Origin of the sequence: Candidatus Fukatsuia symbiotica (assembly GCF_003122425.1) — a bacterium.
GTDB lineage: Bacteria > Pseudomonadota > Gammaproteobacteria > Enterobacterales > Enterobacteriaceae > Fukatsuia > Fukatsuia symbiotica.
Genome location: NZ_CP021659.1, coordinates 236,640 through 255,742 on the forward strand (window position 1 = coordinate 236,640; position 19,103 = coordinate 255,742).

Sequence of the window (19,103 nt, forward strand, 5' to 3'; positions counted from 1 at the left end):
CGTCCAAATTTTAAAAATGGGGTACCAGGTTCGCTTTTTGGATATTGCTTAGTGCGAACACTTCATCTTTTCCATCCACAGTAACCGTGATCATTTCTCCTTCAACGGTTTTGATGATACCCTGCCATTTACGACGGTTTTGCATTGCCATACGTAACACCAAACTGATTTTTTTCCCTAGATAGCAAGTATAGTGTTCAGCCCTAAACAAGGGGCGATCAAGACCAGGGGATGAAACCTCTAGGTTGTAAGCGACAGTAATAGGATCTTCAATATCTAATATTGCGCTGACCTGGTGGCTAACATCAGCACAAACATCAACGGTGATGCCATCCTTCTTGTTGTCAATATAGATGCGTAGCGTCGACTGACGTCCCCGGATGAATTCGATGCCAACCAATTCGTGACCTAAAGCTTCGACTGGTGCTGAAATTATCTCTGTTAATTTTTGTTCAAATGTGGACAAGCCCACCCCCAAGACATAAAAAAAGGGCCTGACAGCCCAGTGGTTCGACAGAACGCAAAAATAGATGGATATAAATCGTTACATACTATCAATAATACATTTTCATAAGCTACTGCAATCCACCCGAGCCTGCATGTTGACTCACATGACAAGCGATGGCTTAGCAAAAAATCCACGATCATGTTTCTGACAAAAATTTTTTTCAAACTTGTAAGCGAAAGTTGTCGAATAGGGCATTTGAAAAAAACATTTCAAAGAAATGGTTGCGGGAGCCGGATTTGAACCGACGACCTTCGGGTTATGAGCCCGACGAGCTACCAAACTGCTCCATCCCGCGTTTGAAAACGTGGCAAATACTACGTCGATAACCGAGGAAAAGCAAGCTATCTCTACGACTTGGTACCGAGGACGGGATTTGAACCCGTAAGCCCAGCTGGGCACTACCACCTCAAGGTAGCGTGTCTACCAATTTCACCACCTCGGTACTGACATGATTTGAAAAACTTCACCACAATCACATTGATCACTGTGGGATATCGTTGCCTGGTTTTGGTGGCGTATCCGCTTGCTCATTCTTGGCAGGCTGACCCAGATTTTCCCACTCACTCCCCTTGTGATGCTGTTCAGTGCTCATATTTCCCAATATCAGGCTGACAACGAAGAACAGCGTCGCCAATATAGCCGTCATTCGGGTCATAAAATTACCGGAACCATTAGACCCGAAGAGAGTCGCAGAAGCACCTGCTCCGAATGAAGCACCTACATCCGCACCTTTACCTTGTTGCAACATGATAAGCGCGACCAGTCCCATCGCAATCAACAGGAAAAATACCAGAAGAGCCTCATACATAGTTGTACCCATATCATTGCGAGTTTACCGCATTTAACCCACTTAAACCGGTGCGAATACTAACCAAAGCGTTTAATCCGCGCAAGAGCAATTTCATCGCTAACGTTTATTTGCAGAAAAAAACGTCATGTTATTTAATTGCATTATCATTCTCTAGCGGCAGTTTCCTCATTTTTTTCGTTTACCGAAAACAATCAACCCACCGTTTTTACCACTTTCGTGATACGGTCGGCGAGAGATTTTATTGTTTCTTCGTCTTTATTACCTTCAACCATGATTCGAATTAATGGCTCTGTGCCTGACTTACGTAATAATACACGCCCCTGTCCTGCTAACTCAGTTTCAACTTGTTGGGTTATTTCGGTAACTTCTGCTGATTCTAGAGGGTTATGATCTCCACTGAAATGTACATTTACCAAAACCTGCGGCCATAATTGCATATCGCGGCAAAGGTCATACAAACTTTTGTTATTGCGTACCATAGCAGCAAGTATTTGTAAACCTGCCACAATACCATCACCCGTAGTCGTTTTATCTAGCAAGATCACATGACCGGAATTTTCCGCACCGATACGCCAACCCTTTTCTTGCATTTTTTTTAATACATAACGATCGCCAACTTTTGCACGTGTAAAGGGGATACTCCGTTGCTTAAGAGCCAGCTCTAGCCCCATATTACTCATCAAGGTACCTACGACTCCTCCCTTCAATTGTCCTTGATTCAATTCTTCATTAGCAATGATGTAGATAATTTGGTCACCATCAACCTTATTACCCAAATTATCAACCATTATCAAACGATCACCATCACCATCAAACGCCAAACCGACATCTGCTTTTTTAGCACGAACTTGCTTTTGTAACATACGGGTGTCGGTTGCACCGCATTTTTCATTGATATTCATGCCATCAGGTTCACAGCCGATGGGAATAACCGTTGCGCCCAGCTCACGTAATACACTGGGTGCAATGTGGTAGGTTGCGCCATGTGCGCAATCGACGACTATTGTTAAGTTATTCAAGCTGAGTTCACTAGGAAAAGTCCCTTTACAAAATTCGATATAACGTCCTGCCGCATCAACGATCCGGCTGGCTTTACCTAACTCTGCAGAAGGAACACAGGTAAGAGGCTCTTCCATTGCAGTTTCAATGGCTGCTTCCACGTTATCAGGTAATTTTTTGCCATCGATAGAAAAAAATTTAATGCCGTTATCATCAAAAGGATTATGAGAAGCTGAAATCACGATACCGGCCTCGGCACGGAAAGTACGGGTTAGATAAGCCACGGCGGGTGTGGGCATAGGACCGGTAAATGCCGCCGATAACCCCGCAGCGGATAAACCTGCCTCGAGTGCGGATTCCAACATGTAACCAGAAATACGGGTATCTTTGCCGATAATGATTTTACGGGAGCCATGCTGTCGTGCCAGTACTTTCCCTGCCGCCCATCCGAGCTTCAATACAAAGTCAGGTGTAATCGGCTTGTTACCCACTTTGCCACGAATACCATCTGTACCAAAGTATTTACGGTTACTCATAATTTATTTTATTCCTTCTCAGAAAGTGCTGCTCTAACAATACACATTGCTTCGACGGTTTCTTGCACATCATGCACTCTAATAATTTTAGCCCCCGACATTGCCGCAATAACTGCACAGGCAACGCTGCCGGTGACCCGCTGCTTCGGGGGAACACCGAGTAGCATTTGTCCAACCATCGATTTCCGTGACATGCCTACCAATAGTGGCAAATTAAAATGATGAAATTTTTCTAAATGCGTCAATAGTCGGTAATTATGCGCCAATGTTTTGCCAAAACCGAAGCCAGGATCGAGTAATAATTTATTTTTTGCGATACCTGCCGCAATACAGCTATCAATACGCTGCTGAAAAAAATCATCAATCTCGGTCAGTAGATCCTCATAGTGCGGTGATTGTTGCATATGTTTTGGATTCCCTTGCATATGCATTAGACAAATGGGCAAATCGGTTGAAGCAGCAGCCTCTAATGCACCTAGTCCTTGTAGTGCACGCACATCGTTGATCAAATGAGCACCGGCTTTAGCGGCTTCAGTGATAACTTGTGCTTTATAGGTATCAACCGACAGCCAAATTTTTAAATCGGTTGCCAGGGGCGCCAGGTGTTCCACGACGGGGATAACGCGATCAAGTTCTTCTTGCTCACTCACTGATTTTGCCCCTGGGCGAGTGGATTCACCACCAATATCAATCAGTGTTGCACCTGCTGTGATCATGGCTTGGGCATGTTTTAACGCTTTATCGAGGTCATTGTGCTGCCCACCATCGGAAAAGGAGTCTGGTGTTACATTTAAAATACCCATCACTTGTGGTTGGCAAAGATCTAAGGTCAAGTTCCTGGCAGTTAACTGCATATGATTTCACTTTATAGAGGGGAAATGCGGGAATAGGGTGTTTTATACATTAAAATTTTTACGGAATCTACGTGTGCAAATATTCAACACAAGTTATTTCATACATTAGACGTTTTGCAAAACCTACTATGTGCTTGCAAACACGTGCCGTAAATTCTGGGTTACGTGGTGCTCGCAATCCTCAGTATTACACTGGCCCCAGGCGCCTCGACTTCTCAGCACTCACCATGGTTTCGCAAGAAATCTATTGAGTTCCTGTGGGAAAGGAAGACTAGGGCACATTGACTGTGGCCAGGGATTGGTCGCTTTAAACAATCACATTAGTAGGCCATGATTTTGACGATAAAGGCTTCGATGAGATCTTGATGACAGAGATTAGGAGCTTCTGGCTGATTGATTCATTAACACAACGACACAAGTGGTTGCGGGAGCCGGATTTGAACCGACGACCTTCGGGTTATGAGCCCGACGAGCTACCAAACTGCTCCATCCCGCGTTCGTGTTATGTACTGATGACTACTGTTACATCGCAAATTAGCACCGGTTTCGGTGATACTTGTTGGTTGCGGGAGCCGGATTTGAACCGACGACCTTCGGGTTATGAGCCCGACGAGCTACCAAACTGCTCCATCCCGCGTTCGAATGTGCGCACTATACCTTGGATCAGATCTGTTGCAAGTGCTTTTACCATTTAATTTGTATAAAAAATTTTTTTTTTGATGTTTCTACCCTTTTTTGTTCTCTTCTTCTACGATGAGATTCGCATAATTTTTTAGTTTCCCCAATTCCTTTGTTGATAGCCATTTGCTATCTTGCTCTGACTTATAGGCATAGGCAATATATAATGAACAGGTATTCGCATAAATATTTACTTAGTAGGCTTGTTATTTCCATATTTATTTTTCTATTGGCAGGATGCCAATCATACCCCTCTGATCGTGGGCAACAATATGGAAACCAGCGCCTAAGTCAGTCACTGACGTGGGTGAGAGAATCGAATGCGAAAGGTAAGCCAGTTAATGTAAAAAGCTATCTTGAACAGATTGCGGCGATTAATCAATCGTCGCCACGTCTGTACAACGGTAACAGGGAGACATTTAATGCAGTACAAAAATGGTTAGAGTCTGGAGGGGATAGCCACAGGCTAAGTCAATTTGGTTTGCATGCTTATCAGATGGCCGGTGTTGATGGTTTCGGAAATGTGCAATTTACCGGTTACTACACCCCGATAGTGGAGGCTCGGCGCACGCCACAAGGTAAATTCCGTTACCCTCTGTACGCTATGCCACCGAAGGGAAAAGAGAAGCTTCCTCACCGTCAGGCTATCTATGCTGGTGTCTTAGATAAGCATGATGTGGCTATAGCCTTTACGAATTCACTGATCGATAACTTTATTATGGAAGTTCAAGGCAGTGGTTATGTTGATTTTGGTGATGGTAAGCCACTCACCTTCTTTGCATTCGCCGGTAAAAATGGTTATACCTATCGCAGTATTGGTAAGGTGTTAACCGATAGTGGTGAAATCGCACTAGCTGATATGTCGACACAGGCAATTCGCCATTGGGCTGCAACCCATAGTGAAGCTGAACTGAAGGAACTCTTGATACAGAATCCTTCTTTTGTCTTTTTTCAACCAATTATGGATGCCCCAGTAAAAGGAGCCAGCGCTGTCCCCTTAATTGCGCAGGCTTCGGTAGCCTCCGATCCTTCTCTCATTCCAGCAGGAACGACATTGCTGGCAGAAATTCCCTTATTGGATCAGCAAGGAAAATTTACTGGAAAATATCAAATGCGTTTGATGGTATCTCTGGATGTTGGTGGGGCTATCAAAGGGCATCATCTTGATATATATCAGGGGATAGGTAATGAAGCAGCGCATGAAGCGGGTTTCTATAATCATTATGGTCGCGTCTGGGTATTGAAATGACGGATCAATTTTATAATGAAGTGGATCAAGATCGATTTGGTGGTATTGCACGACTGTATGGCCAGCAGGCACAAGCGTTGTTTTCACGGGTACATGTTTGTGTGATTGGTATCGGTGGTGTTGGATCATGGGCGGCTGAAGCATTGGCACGTACTGGCATTGGTACCATCACCTTGGTAGATATGGATGATGTTTGTATTACCAACACCAATCGCCAAAATCATGCTCTGCGTCAAAACATCGGGCAGGTTAAAACAGCGGTTATGGAGCAACGTATTTTGGCTATTAATCCTAAATGCCAAGTACATTGTATCTACAACTTTGTTACACCAGATAATGTAGTCGACATCTTGGATCGAAATTTTAGCTATGTTATTGACGCAATAGATAGCGTTCGTCCTAAGGCCGCTTTATTGGCGCATTGTCGGCGTTATAAAATTCCGGTGGTTACAACGGGAGGAGCCGGAGGACAGATTGATCCTACTCGTATAATGGTTGTTGATTTGGCTAAAACCATCCGGGATCCTCTTGCGGCTAAGTTACGGGAAAGACTGAAATATAATTTCAATATAGTAAAAAATAGTAAAGGTAAATTGCGAATTGATTGCGTATCCTCTAGTGAACCACTGATGTATCCGCAAATAGATGGTAGTGTATGCCCCTCCCGCCCCTCTGCCACAGGGACAAAACGGATGGACTGTACGACAGAACTGGGCGCGAGTACAATGGTCACGGCGACTTTTGGTTTTATTGCCGTGGCCCATGTTCTGAAAAAAATGATAGCTAAATCTATGCGTGAGGCCGAGGCCAAATAACAGCGTTCAAGATGGATGCTATGAAAGGATGAGGCGATAGTAGACTTCTTGCAAAACCGTAGCGAGTGCTGCGAAGCCAGGTGCCTCGGGAGCAGTAAGCACGGTGTACATGCGAATACATGAAGACTGCAAGCACCACGTAACGCGGAATTTGCAGCACGTAGTAGCTTTGCAAGAAGTCTAGTGTCTTGTTCTACTCGATGTACTAGGGCAGAGTACCAAAACCAAGAAAAACCCGAGATGAAAAAGCGACCTCCTTAGATTTCTTCGACTCCTTCGATTTTAGACAACAGCTGCCCCAAGCGTTCCTGTAAAACATGCTCTTCTCGCTTCAGTTGCTCATTTTTCTCAGCCTGAGTACGGTTTTGTTCCTTTAATTCTTCAATTTCCATTTTCAACAAAGTAATAGTATCAATAGTTTGCTGAACTTTCGCTTCCAATTTTTCAAATACTTCAAATGCCATCGTTCATCCCCTTAGTGATCGCCAGGTATATAGCCAGTTTATAACGGTAACAAACGATTTAACGTTGTAACCGCTGCGAAATTCATTACTCTAAATAACAAGCGTCATTTTTAATGCACATCTTCACTGTAGACAACACAGTTTGATGGAAAAGATTGTATGTAGCCAACGCACTTCTGTCTAGATACATACTGACACAAAGCCTACTCTAGGGTAATTTACTGCTTATGACCATCACACAGACACTTATCATCATCTAAAGCATAGTTTATTAGAAAACATTATTAATCACGTGAGACAAAAATACCTGTTCGATCACATTTTAGGTTCCACTATTACACAAACCGGTACATTTTTATGATGAAGTATACAGATTTTTATAATATTACTTCTTATTTTTGTTTGTTAACGATAAATTTACATCGCTTTCTCTAGTATGACATTATTGAAGAAAAGAGAGCGAAGAATGCTACCGTTTACACTCTACTTCTAGCTAGGACACTGCAATGAGCGAAACCAGCCCTGCCTTAAAAAATCAATGTATTGCGGAGTTTCTTGGTACGGCTTTACTTATATTTTTCGGCGTGGGTTGTGTCGCGTCGTTGAAATTGGCGGGAGCCAGTTTCAGTCAGTGGGAAGTAAGTGTTATCTGGGGTATGGGAGTTGCCATGGCGATCTATTTAACAGCAGCTATTTCTGGAGCACATCTTAATCCAGCAGTCACTGTTGCGTTGTGGTTGTTTGCCTGTTTCGAACGCCATAAGGTTATTCCCTACGTTCTGGCACAGATAGCCGGTGCATTTTGTGGCGCCGCTGTCGTTTATGGTATGTATTACAATCTATTCATCGATTTTGAACAAACCCATCATATATTACGTGGTAGTACAGAAAACCTTGATTTAGCCGCTATTTTTTCTACTTATCCGAATCCGCATCTCTCTGTTCTCCAAGCTTTTATCGTAGAAACCATCATCACCGCTATTTTAATGTGTATGATTTTGGCTTTGACTGATGACGGTAACGGTATTCCACGTGGTCCATTGGCTCCGTTACTTATTGGTATCCTGATTGCGGTAATTGGTGCTTCTGTTGGTTCCCTTACGGGTTTTGCCTTAAACCCGGCACGTGATTTTGGCGCTAAGATTTTTGCTTATTTAGCAGGATGGGGAGATATCGTTTTTACTGGAGGACGTGATATTCCTTACTTCCTGGTTCCCATTTTTGCACCTATCGTCGGTGCGTTACTAGGGGCATTAGTTTACCGTGCGTTAATTGGTCGTCATCTGCCGCTCTGCTATATTTGTCAGGAAGAAAAAAAACCACCAGCCCAATAAATTTTTCAGATTTCACAAACAGCATATCAACAGGATTATCATGACAACAGATAATATCACTGAGAAAAAATACATTGTTGCGCTCGATCAAGGCACCACCAGTTCAAGAGCCATAGTGTTAGATCACGATACTAATATTATCGGTATTTCCCAACGGGAATTGAGCCAGATTTATCCAAAAGCAGGCTGGGTTGAACATGATCCCATGCAAATTTGGGCAACACAAAGCTCTACGCTGGTGGAAGTGCTAGCGAAAACGGATATTAGCCCTTGTCAAATAGCGGGTATCGGCATCACTAATCAGCGTGAAACAACTATTGTCTGGGAAAAAGACACTGGTAAGCCTATTTATAATGCCATTGTATGGCAGTGTCGCCGTACTGCCGATATCTGTGAAGAACTAAAAAGAAAAAGTGGGCTTGAGAAGAAGATACGCGATAAAACGGGTCTGATAGTTGATCCTTATTTCTCCGGTACTAAGCTGAAGTGGATCCTCGATAACGTGGAAGGGGCGCGTAAACGTGCTGAAGCAGGTGAATTATTATTCGGTACCGTTGATACTTGGCTGGTATGGAAAATGACGCAGGGGCAAGGGCAGGATCAGTTGCATATAACAGATTATACCAATGCATCACGTACCATGATGTTTAACATCCATGAAAAAAAATGGGATAGTGAATTATTGGCAGCGTTGGATATTCCCGAAGAGATGTTACCTGAAGTGCGTCATTCTTCTGAGATTTATGGAAAAACGAGTATCGGTGGTGAAGGTAATACGTCCATTGCTATTGCTGGGATCGCAGGAGATCAACAGGCTGCGTTGTTCGGACAGCTCTGTGTACAACCGGGGATGGCAAAAAATACTTACGGTACTGGCTGTTTCTTGCTGATGAACACCGGCATCAAAGCGGAACAATCCAACCACGGGTTGCTAACAACTATCGCTTGCGGGGCAAAAGGCGAAATTAATTATGCTCTCGAAGGTGCCGTATTCATCGGAGGTGCTGCTATTCAATGGTTACGTGACGAATTAAAATTTATCATTGATCCCGAGGATTCGGAATATTTTGCCAATAAAGTTAAAGACAGCAATGGTGTTTATGTGGTGCCGGCTTTCACGGGTTTAGGAGCACCTTATTGGGACCCCTACGCCCGTGGCGCAATTTTTGGTATGACCCGAGGCGTAAATCGCAGCCATATTATTCGAGCTACGTTGGAATCTATCGCTTACCAAACCCGTGACGTATTAGAAGCGATGCAGGCTGATGCAGATACTCAATTAAAATTTCTACGCGTGGATGGTGGAGCGGTAGCCAATAATTTTTTGATGCAATTCCAGGCCGATATTCTGGGGACTTCTGTTGATCGCCCCGCAGTATGCGAAAGCACAGCGTTAGGTGCCGCATTCCTGGCGGGTCTTTCCACCGAGTTTTGGCAGGATTTAGAAGAAGTGAAAAGTAAGGCGCCAACTGAACGGCAGTTCCGCCCAAATATGAAGGTTACCGAACGAGAGGCACTTTACAACGGTTGGAAAAAAGCGGTGGCTCGTGCTCAATCCTGGGAAGAACACGACTAAACAAGAGCGATAAAGATTGTTTGCAAAATCTACTCCGCAGCATGAGCGGCTACCCTTCCTGTTGCCGTATACGCTTAGCCAGAGGCAACCAACAGAGTAAAATTAGTGTTGCCATGCTAAACATCAATAATCCGAGACTAAATTGTCCAGTCTGCGGCAACATTGCTGATAAACCGGTTGCCAGCCCCGATCCCACATTCTGTAATCCGCCCACCAAAGCACCGGTCGCACCTGCAAGGTAAGGAAATGGTTCCATTGCGCCCGTTGTTGCCAATGGGAACAACATACCGGCCGCAAAAAAAAACAAGGCGGCGGGTACGAGTAGTGTCCAAACATTCATGATGCCAAACCAGCTAGGGATCCACATCATCAATCCGGCCAATAAACAGCTTATCACCGCATACCACATCAAACTATAGAAAGTTTTATTGTCGCGCCCGGCATACCAGGCACCCAAAAATGCGGCTGGGATAGGTAGAATAAATAGGATACTCACCTTGATACTGCTTAACCCTAGTACCCCGCTCATCAGAACACCGACACTGGCTTCAAAAACCGCAATCCCTGCCAAGGCACCAATCAACATCACCAGATAACGACTAAATAATCCATTGGATAATAAGCGGTAAAAACTCGCTAACATACGTTGTTTTTCTGTCTGTTGAGGACGGGTTTCCGGCAACCAGCGGAACATACAATAAGCGACCACACTGCATAGCAATAGCAAGAAGGCATAGCAGGCACGCCAACCAAACCAACTCGCTAGAACACCGCCAATGAGTGGAGCTAATAGCGGGCTGACCAAAATACCCATATTCAGCAAGCTATTGGCATAACGTAATGTTGTACCGGCATACAGATCGCGGGGCATGGTACGAGCCATCACCCCAGCCACTCCTGTCCCCATTCCCTGTAGTGCGCTAGCGAGCACCAGTATACTCAGGCTATTGGCAAGTAAGGCACCCAGTGCCCCGCAGATAAAAATCATCATGCCAACTAGGATCACTGGTCGACGCCCTATCCGATCAGACAAAGGGCCATAAAGTAATTGAGAGCAACCATAAGTCAGTAAATAGGCTGACATGACTCGTTGTACTACTCCGGTACGTACCGAAAAATGATGAGCAATTTCAGCAATCACAGGAACATAGATAGTCTGTGCCATTTGCCCCACAGCAATCAGCATGATTAGCATAATCAGTAGGTGAAAATTTTCTATTTTTCTCATTAGACTGTCTCGCGAGAGCTGAAAGCGACTTGGAATTTGTAGGTGAAATTGAAGCACACTTGGCATCATTAGTAAGTTAGGGAAGATTAGCTTGTTAAAGGACACTTGTTGGCAATAATCCCTTTGCGTACTAAATATCGATAGGGTAATTGTTCCGTATGCTGTGCCAATAACTGATGCTCCATAAAACGACAAAATCCGGGAATATCACGAGTTGTAGCGGGATCATCGGCAATAATCAATAAAGTTTGTCCACAGTCCATATGACGCACGGTTTTACGCACCATCATTACCGGCTCAGGGCAACGCATTCCCAGAGTATTAATAACTTTGTCGGGATTAGCAAAAGGGTCTGCCATTTTTATTTTCTCGTTACATCAATAGATGAAGATTAACCGATCGGATCACTAGCCGCGATAATCGCGCAACTATTCCATATTATCGTTATTACTTCCAGTCATTATCTGGCGCAATTGCCAATCCCCCTAAGGCTTCAATCATATTTTGAATTAGAACTGCCAGTTCGTCGGTCATTAGGATACAATCAGCGGCGAAACGTTGAGCAAAATCTTTGTTGTCAATATCATCATTCTGCTTATGTAGGGTGTCGACGAATTTTAAGCGTTTTAATGAGCCGTCGTTACCCAATACAAACTGTATCTTTTCTCTCCAATTTAATGCCAACTTAGTGACTCGCTTGCCTGCTTCTATATGTGCCGCAATTTCATTGCTGGCAAGATCTTGTTGCTTACAACGGATTAGGCCGCCATCTTCCCCAGATGCTTTCAACTCAGCTTCATACATGAGTGTGAAATTTGCAGGGAGGTTTTCAGATCGCACCCATTCAGTCAACGTTAACTCAACTGGGTTTTTTAATGTCAAAGGGACTACGGGTAAAGAACCGAGACTCTTACGTAATAGCGCCAGAATATCTTCTGCTCGTTTAGCACTAGCGGTATTGACCATGATTAGATTATTAATTGTATCAATCCATAGCAGCGTCTGGTCAAAACGACTAAAGGCACGTGGTAATAGGCCATGTAGAACTTCATCTTTAAGTGATTCTTTTTCTGTTTTTTTAATTTTACGCTGTTTTTCTGTTTCAAAATGATCGATTTTGGTTTTTAATTCTCTTTTAACTACTGTAGATGGAATGATTTTTTCTTCTCTGGCTGCGCAGATAAAAATCTGACCACGAGCATGATGTACTAGTGCATTACTGCGTGTGCCCATTGGCGATATCCAACCCATTTTTGTTATGTCCTGACTGCTACAGGGGATAAAGCTGAAATTGCTTAACTGTTTTTCCATTTGCTCCGCAGGCAATGAAGTTTGCTGCTTCAAACGATAAATCATTAAATTTTTAAACCACGGCATAGGTGAATTCCAGGTTTGCACACTCAGGGTGTATGGTTGATTAAATGCAACAGAGCATGGTAACGAATCCTGGATAAAATAGTAAAATTAATTCGTAGACAAAAATAAAAATGGGTCTAGCCGGCACCGTCGGTGTTGTTTGACCCCACCACTTACTCAATGCAAGTATTTAACACTCTACTATTATCTCTTGTTCTTGCTAGTATCTGATTGGCTTCAGGAAAACACCATAATTATACAAAGTCATGTTACAGAATGAGGCGTTATAGTAATTTTGATTAGGTAGTAAAGATTATTTAGTGTAAGGGATAATTAAATGCTAACACCAGGGGCATTTATTATCTTGGTTGGGTTTGTTTGATGTAATGGTTTGTAATTGAAGTGGTTTGGTTTTTGTTGTAAGAAAACATGATGTTCTTTTGTAAAAAGTGTGCTGGCCGATTAGTGATTGTGTTGTGGATCATGCGGCTGATGCAGTTTTTATTGTTTAATATCTTATGTAAGTTTGCCTGTTAGACTTTTGTCCTTAAAATGAGTATAAACATATAATAATTACGATAAATGAATTCGTTATCACTGCTTTTTCTTTTGCATATTTTACTACTCTATCCTATTCGTTCAGGCATATTGTTAAATAATTATTTGTAGACTATCTACAATGGGCTAAGGATGTGTGCTGGAAGAAGATATATCAATAAAGCTGAGAGCTGATACATTTTGTAAAAGTGAAATATGCTGGTGATCGACCTTTGCTTGACCCAATACTGTCTAAATAGTATTTTTTGACGTGGATTTAGACTAAATAAACACTTGAAATCTCAATATGACTAGAGTAATTTTTCGTCCTGACTTTATGATAGGGATCTAAAATGGCTGAAATCAACCAACCAACTTCAATGAGTGGAGCACAGAGTTGCCCTACCGACCTTTCTCTGCAGCTTATTTCGTTGTGTGATAGTAGTAGTGATCCGTGGGCGATTAAAGATAATCAATCACGCTATCTGTATGGAAACGATGCCTACATGGCGTTATTAAATCTAAAAAAAGGATTTAATATCAAATATTTAACAGATAAACAGATACCTCATGATAGTGCGGGATCTGCACTTTATTTCGAAGAACTTGATCGCAAGGTTCAGGAATCGAAACAACATGTATTCTCACTGAATATTTATCCTTTCGGAACTGAAGAAATAATTCAACCCTATATCTGTGAGAAGTCTCCTTTTTATAGTGAAGATGGCAAATGTATGGGTGTTATTTTACATGCTAAAAAATTGCAGGTTTTTTCTGCTATACAGTATCTCAATAAGACATTATTTAATGTAGAGAAGAAGCTTGATCTTACTAAAGATCCTTCTCTGGAGGTGAATCCAGTTTCTGACGATATTAATTGTAATTTGTTCACCGATAAAGAACTTGAAGTAATATTTTTCCTACAGCAGAAAAAACCGAAACCACTGACGAGTAAAGCCATTGCTGAAATATTAGGTCTTTCCTGTAGAACAGTAGAAAATAAATTGTGCAGTATGTATCGAAAAGCTAAAGTTTGTACATCAGGTGAGTTTAAAGAATATTGTAAGAAAAATGGCTTTGATAAATATAACCAGTCAAAATCGACAACCTTACCTAGTGATATTTTTATTTCTACGACTAATCGTTGCAGTCTAAGATAAAAGCGGCTCCATCAATAGCCATTTACCCGCGCTACATGCTTTATTTTGTATACAGTTTGATTTGGGACGGTACCCACTGAAAATCTAAGGTACCGTCCAGTGTCTGATTGTATTCAGCCGAGTTTTGGGCCCGCAGCAGACAGTAATGCTTCTCCTGCTGCTGTATCGGTATATTTATCAAAATTAACGATAAAGCGTCGTGCTAAATCTTCAGCTTCTTGTTGCCATTTTTCGTAGGATATGTGTGTGTTCCGTGGATCGAGAATCAAGGGATCAACACCCTGTAATGTTTCTGGTATCTCGAGATTGAAGATTGGCAAAGTGGTAAAATTGGTTATTTTATCAATTTCGCCGTTTAGGATGGCGTCAATAATAGCGCGGGTGTCTTTGATAGAAATACGTTCACCTCTACCATTCCATCCGGTATTAACCAAGTAGGCCTGTGCGCCCACCGCCTGCATCCGTTTTACCAACACTTCTGCATACTGTGTTGGATGAAGCAGCAAGAAAGCGGCACCGAAGCAGGCAGAAAAAGTAGGGGTAGGTTCAGTGATACCACGTTCAGTACCTGCTAACTTGGCAGTAAAACCAGATAAAAAATGATATTGGGTTTGGTCCGTGTTCAAGCGGGAAACCGGAGGTAGAACCCCAAAAGCATCGGCTGTTAAAAAGATCACTTTTTTCGCATGTCCGGCTTTTGATATTGGTTTCACAATGTTTTTTATATGATAAATCGGGTAGGAAACACGGGTATTTTCGGTTTTTGAACTATCATTGAAATCGACTTGCGCATTTGCCTGTACTCCGACGTTTTCCAGTAACGCATCACGTTTGATGGCATGGTAAATATCTGGCTCGGCTTCCACTGATAAATTAATAGTTTTGGCGTAACAACCCCCTTCAAAATTAAACACACCGTCATCATCCCAACCGTGCTCATCATCACCAATTAGCTCACGTTTTGGGTCAGTGGATAAGGTCGTTTTACCTGTGCCAGATAAACCGAAGAAAACAGCGACGTCCCCTTTCTTGCCAACATTAGCGGAACAATGCATCGAGGCAATGCCTTGTAACGGTAAAAGATAGTTCATTATTGAGAACATACCCTTTTTCATCTCACCGCCGTACCAGGTGCCGCCAATTAGTTGCATACGTTCAGTCAGATTGAAAGCGACGAAATTTTCTGAATTAAGCTGCTGTTTTCTCCATTGTGGGTTAGTGCATTTTGCGCCGTTCATCACAATAAAATCAGCTTTGAATTGTGCTAATTCTTCGTCAGATGGACGGATAAACATATTTTTGACGAAATGAGCTTGCCAAGCGACTTCTGTGATAAAACGAACTTGCAGACGACTTTTACGGTTAGCACCACAAAAAGCATCGACGACAAACAGACGCTTTCCCGATAATTGCTGGGTGACTAATCCTTTTAAATGCTGCCAGGTTTCCTGGCTCAGTGGCTTGTTGTCGTTTTTACCTTTATTTCTATCAGCCCACCATAGGGTATCGTTTGTTATATCGTCACGGACGATATATTTATCTTTGGGTGATCGACCCGTAAAGATACCGGTGTCGACAGCAACTGCACCCGATGAAGTAACAGTACCACGTTCATAGCCTTCTAGTCCTGAAGAGGTTTCCTCTTCGAATAATAACGTATAACTTGGATTGTATACAATTTCATCGACATTCTCGATACCATAGGTAGCGAGTTCCTGGGAGGTGATGCCTTCAAACTTCATTATTGTAACTCCTGAACCATCAGCTTATTATTGTAAATCTTCGACTCCAATTAACCGCAATAGTTATCAAATATTTTAATATCAAACCTACCGTTTGTTAGTTTATGAGAGCTAGCTCACTATTCCGTATTTTTTTCGGTAATTTTCTACAGCACTCCAGTTATCAGTCATCTCAGGTTTTTCTTTGAGATAACTGATCAAATCGTCCAAGGTGACAATGGAAATGACTTGGCAGTGATAATTTTGCTCAACCTCCTGAATGGCTGACATTTCGCTGTTACCTCGTTCCTGTCGATCTAGGGAAACCATTACGCCAGCTAATGAAGCATTGTGGGCAGCAATAACGGCCATCGCTTCACGAATTGCGGTACCCGCGGTGATCACATCATCGATTAGCATCACTCTTCCTTGTAACGGACTCCCCACTAAACGACCACCTTCACCGTGATCTTTGGTTTCTTTGCGATTAAAGCAATAAGGGACATCCCGTTTATGATCATTTGCTAACGCGACTGTGGTCGCAGTGGCAATTGGGATGCCCTTGTAAGCGGGTCCGAACACTAAATCAAATTGAATATTAGAGTTCATCAAAGCTGTCGCGTAGAAACGCCCTAATTCCGCCAAATCTTTTCCGGTATTAAACAGTCCGGCATTAAAAAAATAGGGACTGACTCGCCCCGATTTCAGGTTGAACTCACCAAATTTCAAAACCTGTTTACGGAGTGAAAATTCGATAAAATCGCGTTGATAGTCTTGCATTACAATACGTTCCTCTCTTAGAGTCTGTTCGAAATCTATTATGTTAGCGGATACTTCGTCAAAAATAGGCTCAAAATGCTCATTTACTGCCTTTTGTTGTATACAAAGCGTAACTGCGCTTTTTCGCCTATTTTTTCCTCGTCTGAGCGTCACTCATAACGATTTCGAGCAAGCCCTGACAGGACTACTGCTCCAATGCCGTTCTTTGTGCCTGGAAAATAGTCGCTACACCGTTACGAGCCAGTTCTAGCAATGTCAGTAGCTCTTCTTGGCTGAATGGATTGCGTTCTGCCGTACCCTGTACTTCGATCATCCTGCCATCTTCGATCATCACTACATTCATATCAGTTTCAGCGATGGAATCTTCTTCATATTCCAGATCGCAACGTGCTTCACCTTCAACGATCCCGACGGAAACGGCAGCCACCAATCCTGTCTGTGGGTTAGTTTTCAACTTATCGTTGTCAAGCAACCTGTTCAGCGCGTCGAACAACGCGACGCAGGCACCACTGATTGCTGCTGTACGAGTGCCTCCATCTGCTTGGAGTACATCACAATCGATCGTAATAGTACGTTCCCCGAGTTTTTTAAGGTCAACGGCAGCACGTAGCGAACGAGCAATCAGGCGCTGGATTTCTAGCGTACGCCCTCCTTGTTTGCCCTTAGCCGCTTCACGGGGATTACGAATATGGGTAGCACGCGGTAACATGCCGTACTCAGCTGTAATCCAGCCTTGCCCCTGGCCTTTGAGAAAACGTGGAATGCCCTCTTCGATCGTAGCGGTACATAACACCTTGGTATCACCAAATTCAACCAACACCGAACCTTCTGCATATTTTGTGTAACGACGACACCCTCGTCAGTATTATATGGCTGACACGATTTCTTCTGTATGGGGATTAACGGTTAGTGTATAAAATAATGACTTTGCTCTCTGTTGAACAAAAATAAATTGTAATGTTTATTTGCGACGCCAGGTCGTTCCTTGTGGCCGATCCTCTAACACCACGTTCATCTCATCTAACTGACGTCGAGCAGAATCTGCCAGCGCCCAATTTTTATTGCTGCGGGCAGTATCACGTTGTTGAATCAATGCGTCAATTTTAGCAATTGTATGATTATCAATCTGTTCACCATTTTGTAAGAAATGTTCGGGATCTCGTGTCAATAAGCCAAGAACTGACGCCATATTACGCAATTCTGTAGCTAACCCACTGGCGGCTGCGTGATCTTTTTTCTTCAAACGATTTACTTCACGGGCGATATCAAACAATACGGAATAAGCCTCTGGTGTATTAAAATCATCATCCATCGCATCACGGAAACGTGTGACAAAATCTTCGCCACCGGCAGCGACAGCATTAGCATCCGTACCTCGTAAAGCAATGTACAAGCGTTCAAGAGCCGTGTGTGCTAGTTTTAAATTTTCTGCGTTATAGTGAAGCTGGCTGCGGTAGTGGGCAGACATGAGAAAGTAACGTACAGTTTCTGCATCGTAGTTGGTGAGCAGATCACGAATGGTAAAAAAATTATTCAGCGATTTCGACATTTTGTTTTTGTCGATCATCACCATACCGGTATGCATCCAATAATTGACATAGGAACCACCGTGAGCACAGGTAGATTGCGCGATTTCATTTTCATGGTGGGGGAACATAAGATCCGCGCCACCGCCATGAATATCAAAATGCGTGCCCAACTGTTTACTATTCATTGCTGAACATTCAATGTGCCAACCAGGACGCCCCTTCCCCCAAGGAGACTCCCAGCTTGGGTCACCCGGATTGGACATTTTCCACAATATAAAATCCATCGGATTGCGTTTTACGTCGGCTATTTCTACACGTGCCCCCGCTTGTAATTGCTCCAAATCCTGACGAGAGAGTAAACCGTAATCAGGAGCGCTGTCCACAGCAAAGATCACATCACCATTGGCTGCAATATAAGCATGTTGGCGTTCAATCAATTTCTGGATTAGGACGATAATTTCTGCGATATGGTGCGTGGCTCGTGGTTCTTTATCAGGAGGCAGTAAATTCAATGCTTCGAAGTCATGGTGCATTTCCGCCAGCATCCGCGTAGTAAGTTGTTGACAACTTTCATTATTTTTAGCAGCACGTTTGATTATTTTATCATCAATATCGGTCACATTTCGAACATAAATCAAGGAATAGCCCAAATAGCGCAAATAGCGTGCGATAACATCGAAGGAAACAAAAGTACGTCCGTGCCCAATATGACATAAGTCATAAATAGTGATACCACATACATACATACCGATTTTTCCTGCATGGATCGGCTTAAATTCTTCTTTTTCACGACTTAAAGTATTAAAAATTTTTAACATTGGGAAGTCCGTTAGTCGAGGTTCTTAACTTACTGGGATTGAAACTACCAGGATAAATTAAAACGCCAGCTTAATGCTGGCGTTTTAACGAGTTAACCCTATATTTTTTGCTCAACTTACCCTGTATGTTGTTCACTACCTTCATATACA

General features: G+C 42.9%; 15 protein-coding genes, 4 tRNA genes and 2 pseudogenes. 5 read left to right on the plus strand and 16 right to left on the minus strand.

The genetic code is table 11. The annotated features are described in order from the left end of the window. Window positions 1–10: 10 nt before the first annotated feature. The 8 genes from rimP to CCS41_RS01170 form a co-directional block, all read right to left on the minus strand. Complete coding sequence (gene rimP / locus CCS41_RS01135) at window positions 11–466, minus strand: ribosome maturation factor RimP (protein WP_162859943.1); 456 nt, start codon at window positions 464–466, stop codon at window positions 11–13. A 260-nt stretch (window positions 467–726) separates the two neighbouring features. Beyond that, window positions 727–803 (minus strand) — tRNA-Met (locus tag CCS41_RS01140). 60 nt (window positions 804–863) lie between these two features. Next, window positions 864–950: transfer RNA gene (locus CCS41_RS01145), tRNA-Leu, on the minus strand. Between the two features lie 39 nt (window positions 951–989). Further along, window positions 990–1,316, minus strand: a complete 327-nt coding sequence (secG, locus tag CCS41_RS01150) for a preprotein translocase subunit SecG (protein ID WP_072549966.1) — start codon at window positions 1,314–1,316, stop codon at window positions 990–992. Between the two features lie 194 nt (window positions 1,317–1,510). Further along, on the minus strand, window positions 1,511–2,854 hold the full coding sequence (gene glmM, locus CCS41_RS01155) for a phosphoglucosamine mutase (protein WP_072549965.1): 1,344 nt from the start codon (window positions 2,852–2,854) through the stop codon (window positions 1,511–1,513). An 8-nt stretch (window positions 2,855–2,862) separates the two neighbouring features. Next, complete coding sequence (folP, locus tag CCS41_RS01160) at window positions 2,863–3,708, minus strand: dihydropteroate synthase (protein ID WP_072549964.1); 846 nt, start codon at window positions 3,706–3,708, stop codon at window positions 2,863–2,865. A gap of 419 nt (window positions 3,709–4,127) precedes the next feature. Beyond that, window positions 4,128–4,204, minus strand: a tRNA-Met gene (locus tag CCS41_RS01165). Between the two features lie 64 nt (window positions 4,205–4,268). Continuing rightward, window positions 4,269–4,345: transfer RNA gene (locus tag CCS41_RS01170), tRNA-Met, on the minus strand. Window positions 4,346–4,552: 207 nt separating this feature from the next. Here CCS41_RS01170 and mltA point away from each other — a divergent pair. Continuing rightward, window positions 4,553–5,632: pseudogene (gene mltA / locus CCS41_RS01175) on the plus strand (murein transglycosylase A); the annotation flags it as partial. Next, on the plus strand, window positions 5,632–6,450 hold the full coding sequence (gene tcdA, locus CCS41_RS01180) for a tRNA cyclic N6-threonylcarbamoyladenosine(37) synthase TcdA (RefSeq protein ID WP_072549963.1): 819 nt from the start codon (window positions 5,632–5,634) through the stop codon (window positions 6,448–6,450). The pseudogene mltA and the gene tcdA, both read left to right, overlap by 1 nt. Window positions 6,451–6,707: 257 nt before the next feature. On the opposite strand, the gene CCS41_RS01185 is transcribed toward tcdA, so the two are convergent. Further along, entirely contained in the window at window positions 6,708–6,914 is a 207-nt protein-coding gene (locus tag CCS41_RS01185; protein ID WP_072549962.1) for a cell division protein ZapB, read from the minus strand. 506 nt (window positions 6,915–7,420) lie between these two features. Here CCS41_RS01185 and CCS41_RS01190 point away from each other — a divergent pair. Beyond that, a complete protein-coding gene (locus CCS41_RS01190; RefSeq protein ID WP_072549961.1) occupies window positions 7,421–8,248 on the plus strand; it encodes an MIP/aquaporin family protein in 828 nt (275 codons plus the stop codon). Between the two features lie 40 nt (window positions 8,249–8,288). Further along, a complete protein-coding gene (gene glpK / locus CCS41_RS01195; RefSeq protein WP_072549960.1) occupies window positions 8,289–9,824 on the plus strand; it encodes a glycerol kinase GlpK in 1,536 nt (511 codons plus the stop codon). Window positions 9,825–9,873: 49 nt separating this feature from the next. On the opposite strand, the gene emrD is transcribed toward glpK, so the two are convergent. The 3 genes from emrD to rdgC form a co-directional block, all read right to left on the minus strand. Further along, complete coding sequence (emrD, locus tag CCS41_RS01200) at window positions 9,874–11,052, minus strand: multidrug efflux MFS transporter EmrD (RefSeq protein WP_072549959.1); 1,179 nt, start codon at window positions 11,050–11,052, stop codon at window positions 9,874–9,876. 86 nt (window positions 11,053–11,138) lie between these two features. Then, window positions 11,139–11,411: a sulfurtransferase TusA gene (gene tusA, locus CCS41_RS01205; protein ID WP_072549958.1), complete on the minus strand. Its 273-nt coding sequence runs from the start codon at window positions 11,409–11,411 to the stop codon at window positions 11,139–11,141. An 88-nt stretch (window positions 11,412–11,499) separates the two neighbouring features. Further along, window positions 11,500–12,429, minus strand: a complete 930-nt coding sequence (rdgC, locus tag CCS41_RS01210; RefSeq protein WP_072549957.1) for a recombination-associated protein RdgC — start codon at window positions 12,427–12,429, stop codon at window positions 11,500–11,502. Window positions 12,430–13,298: 869 nt separating this feature from the next. Between rdgC and CCS41_RS01215 the strand changes: the two genes are divergently transcribed. Further along, on the plus strand, window positions 13,299–14,105 hold the full coding sequence (locus tag CCS41_RS01215) for a helix-turn-helix transcriptional regulator (RefSeq protein WP_072549956.1): 807 nt from the start codon (window positions 13,299–13,301) through the stop codon (window positions 14,103–14,105). Window positions 14,106–14,218: 113 nt separating this feature from the next. Here the strand turns inward: CCS41_RS01215 and pckA are convergent, their stop codons facing one another. From pckA to cysS, 4 genes and pseudogenes are all read right to left on the minus strand, one after another. Beyond that, window positions 14,219–15,847 (minus strand): phosphoenolpyruvate carboxykinase (ATP), encoded by a 1,629-nt coding sequence (gene pckA, locus CCS41_RS01220; protein WP_072549955.1) that lies wholly within the window; start codon window positions 15,845–15,847, stop codon window positions 14,219–14,221. Between the two features lie 111 nt (window positions 15,848–15,958). Then, on the minus strand, window positions 15,959–16,606 hold the full coding sequence (gene pyrE / locus CCS41_RS01225) for an orotate phosphoribosyltransferase (RefSeq protein WP_072549954.1): 648 nt from the start codon (window positions 16,604–16,606) through the stop codon (window positions 15,959–15,961). Between the two features lie 184 nt (window positions 16,607–16,790). Next, window positions 16,791–17,456 (minus strand): annotated as a pseudogene (rph, locus tag CCS41_RS01230) (ribonuclease PH); the annotation flags it as partial. Window positions 17,457–17,567: 111 nt separating this feature from the next. Then, the gene (gene cysS / locus CCS41_RS01235; protein ID WP_072549953.1) at window positions 17,568–18,953 is read right to left on the minus strand and encodes a cysteine--tRNA ligase; all 1,386 of its coding nucleotides are present in this window, start codon (window positions 18,951–18,953) and stop codon (window positions 17,568–17,570) included. Between the last annotated feature and the right edge of the window lie 150 nt (window positions 18,954–19,103).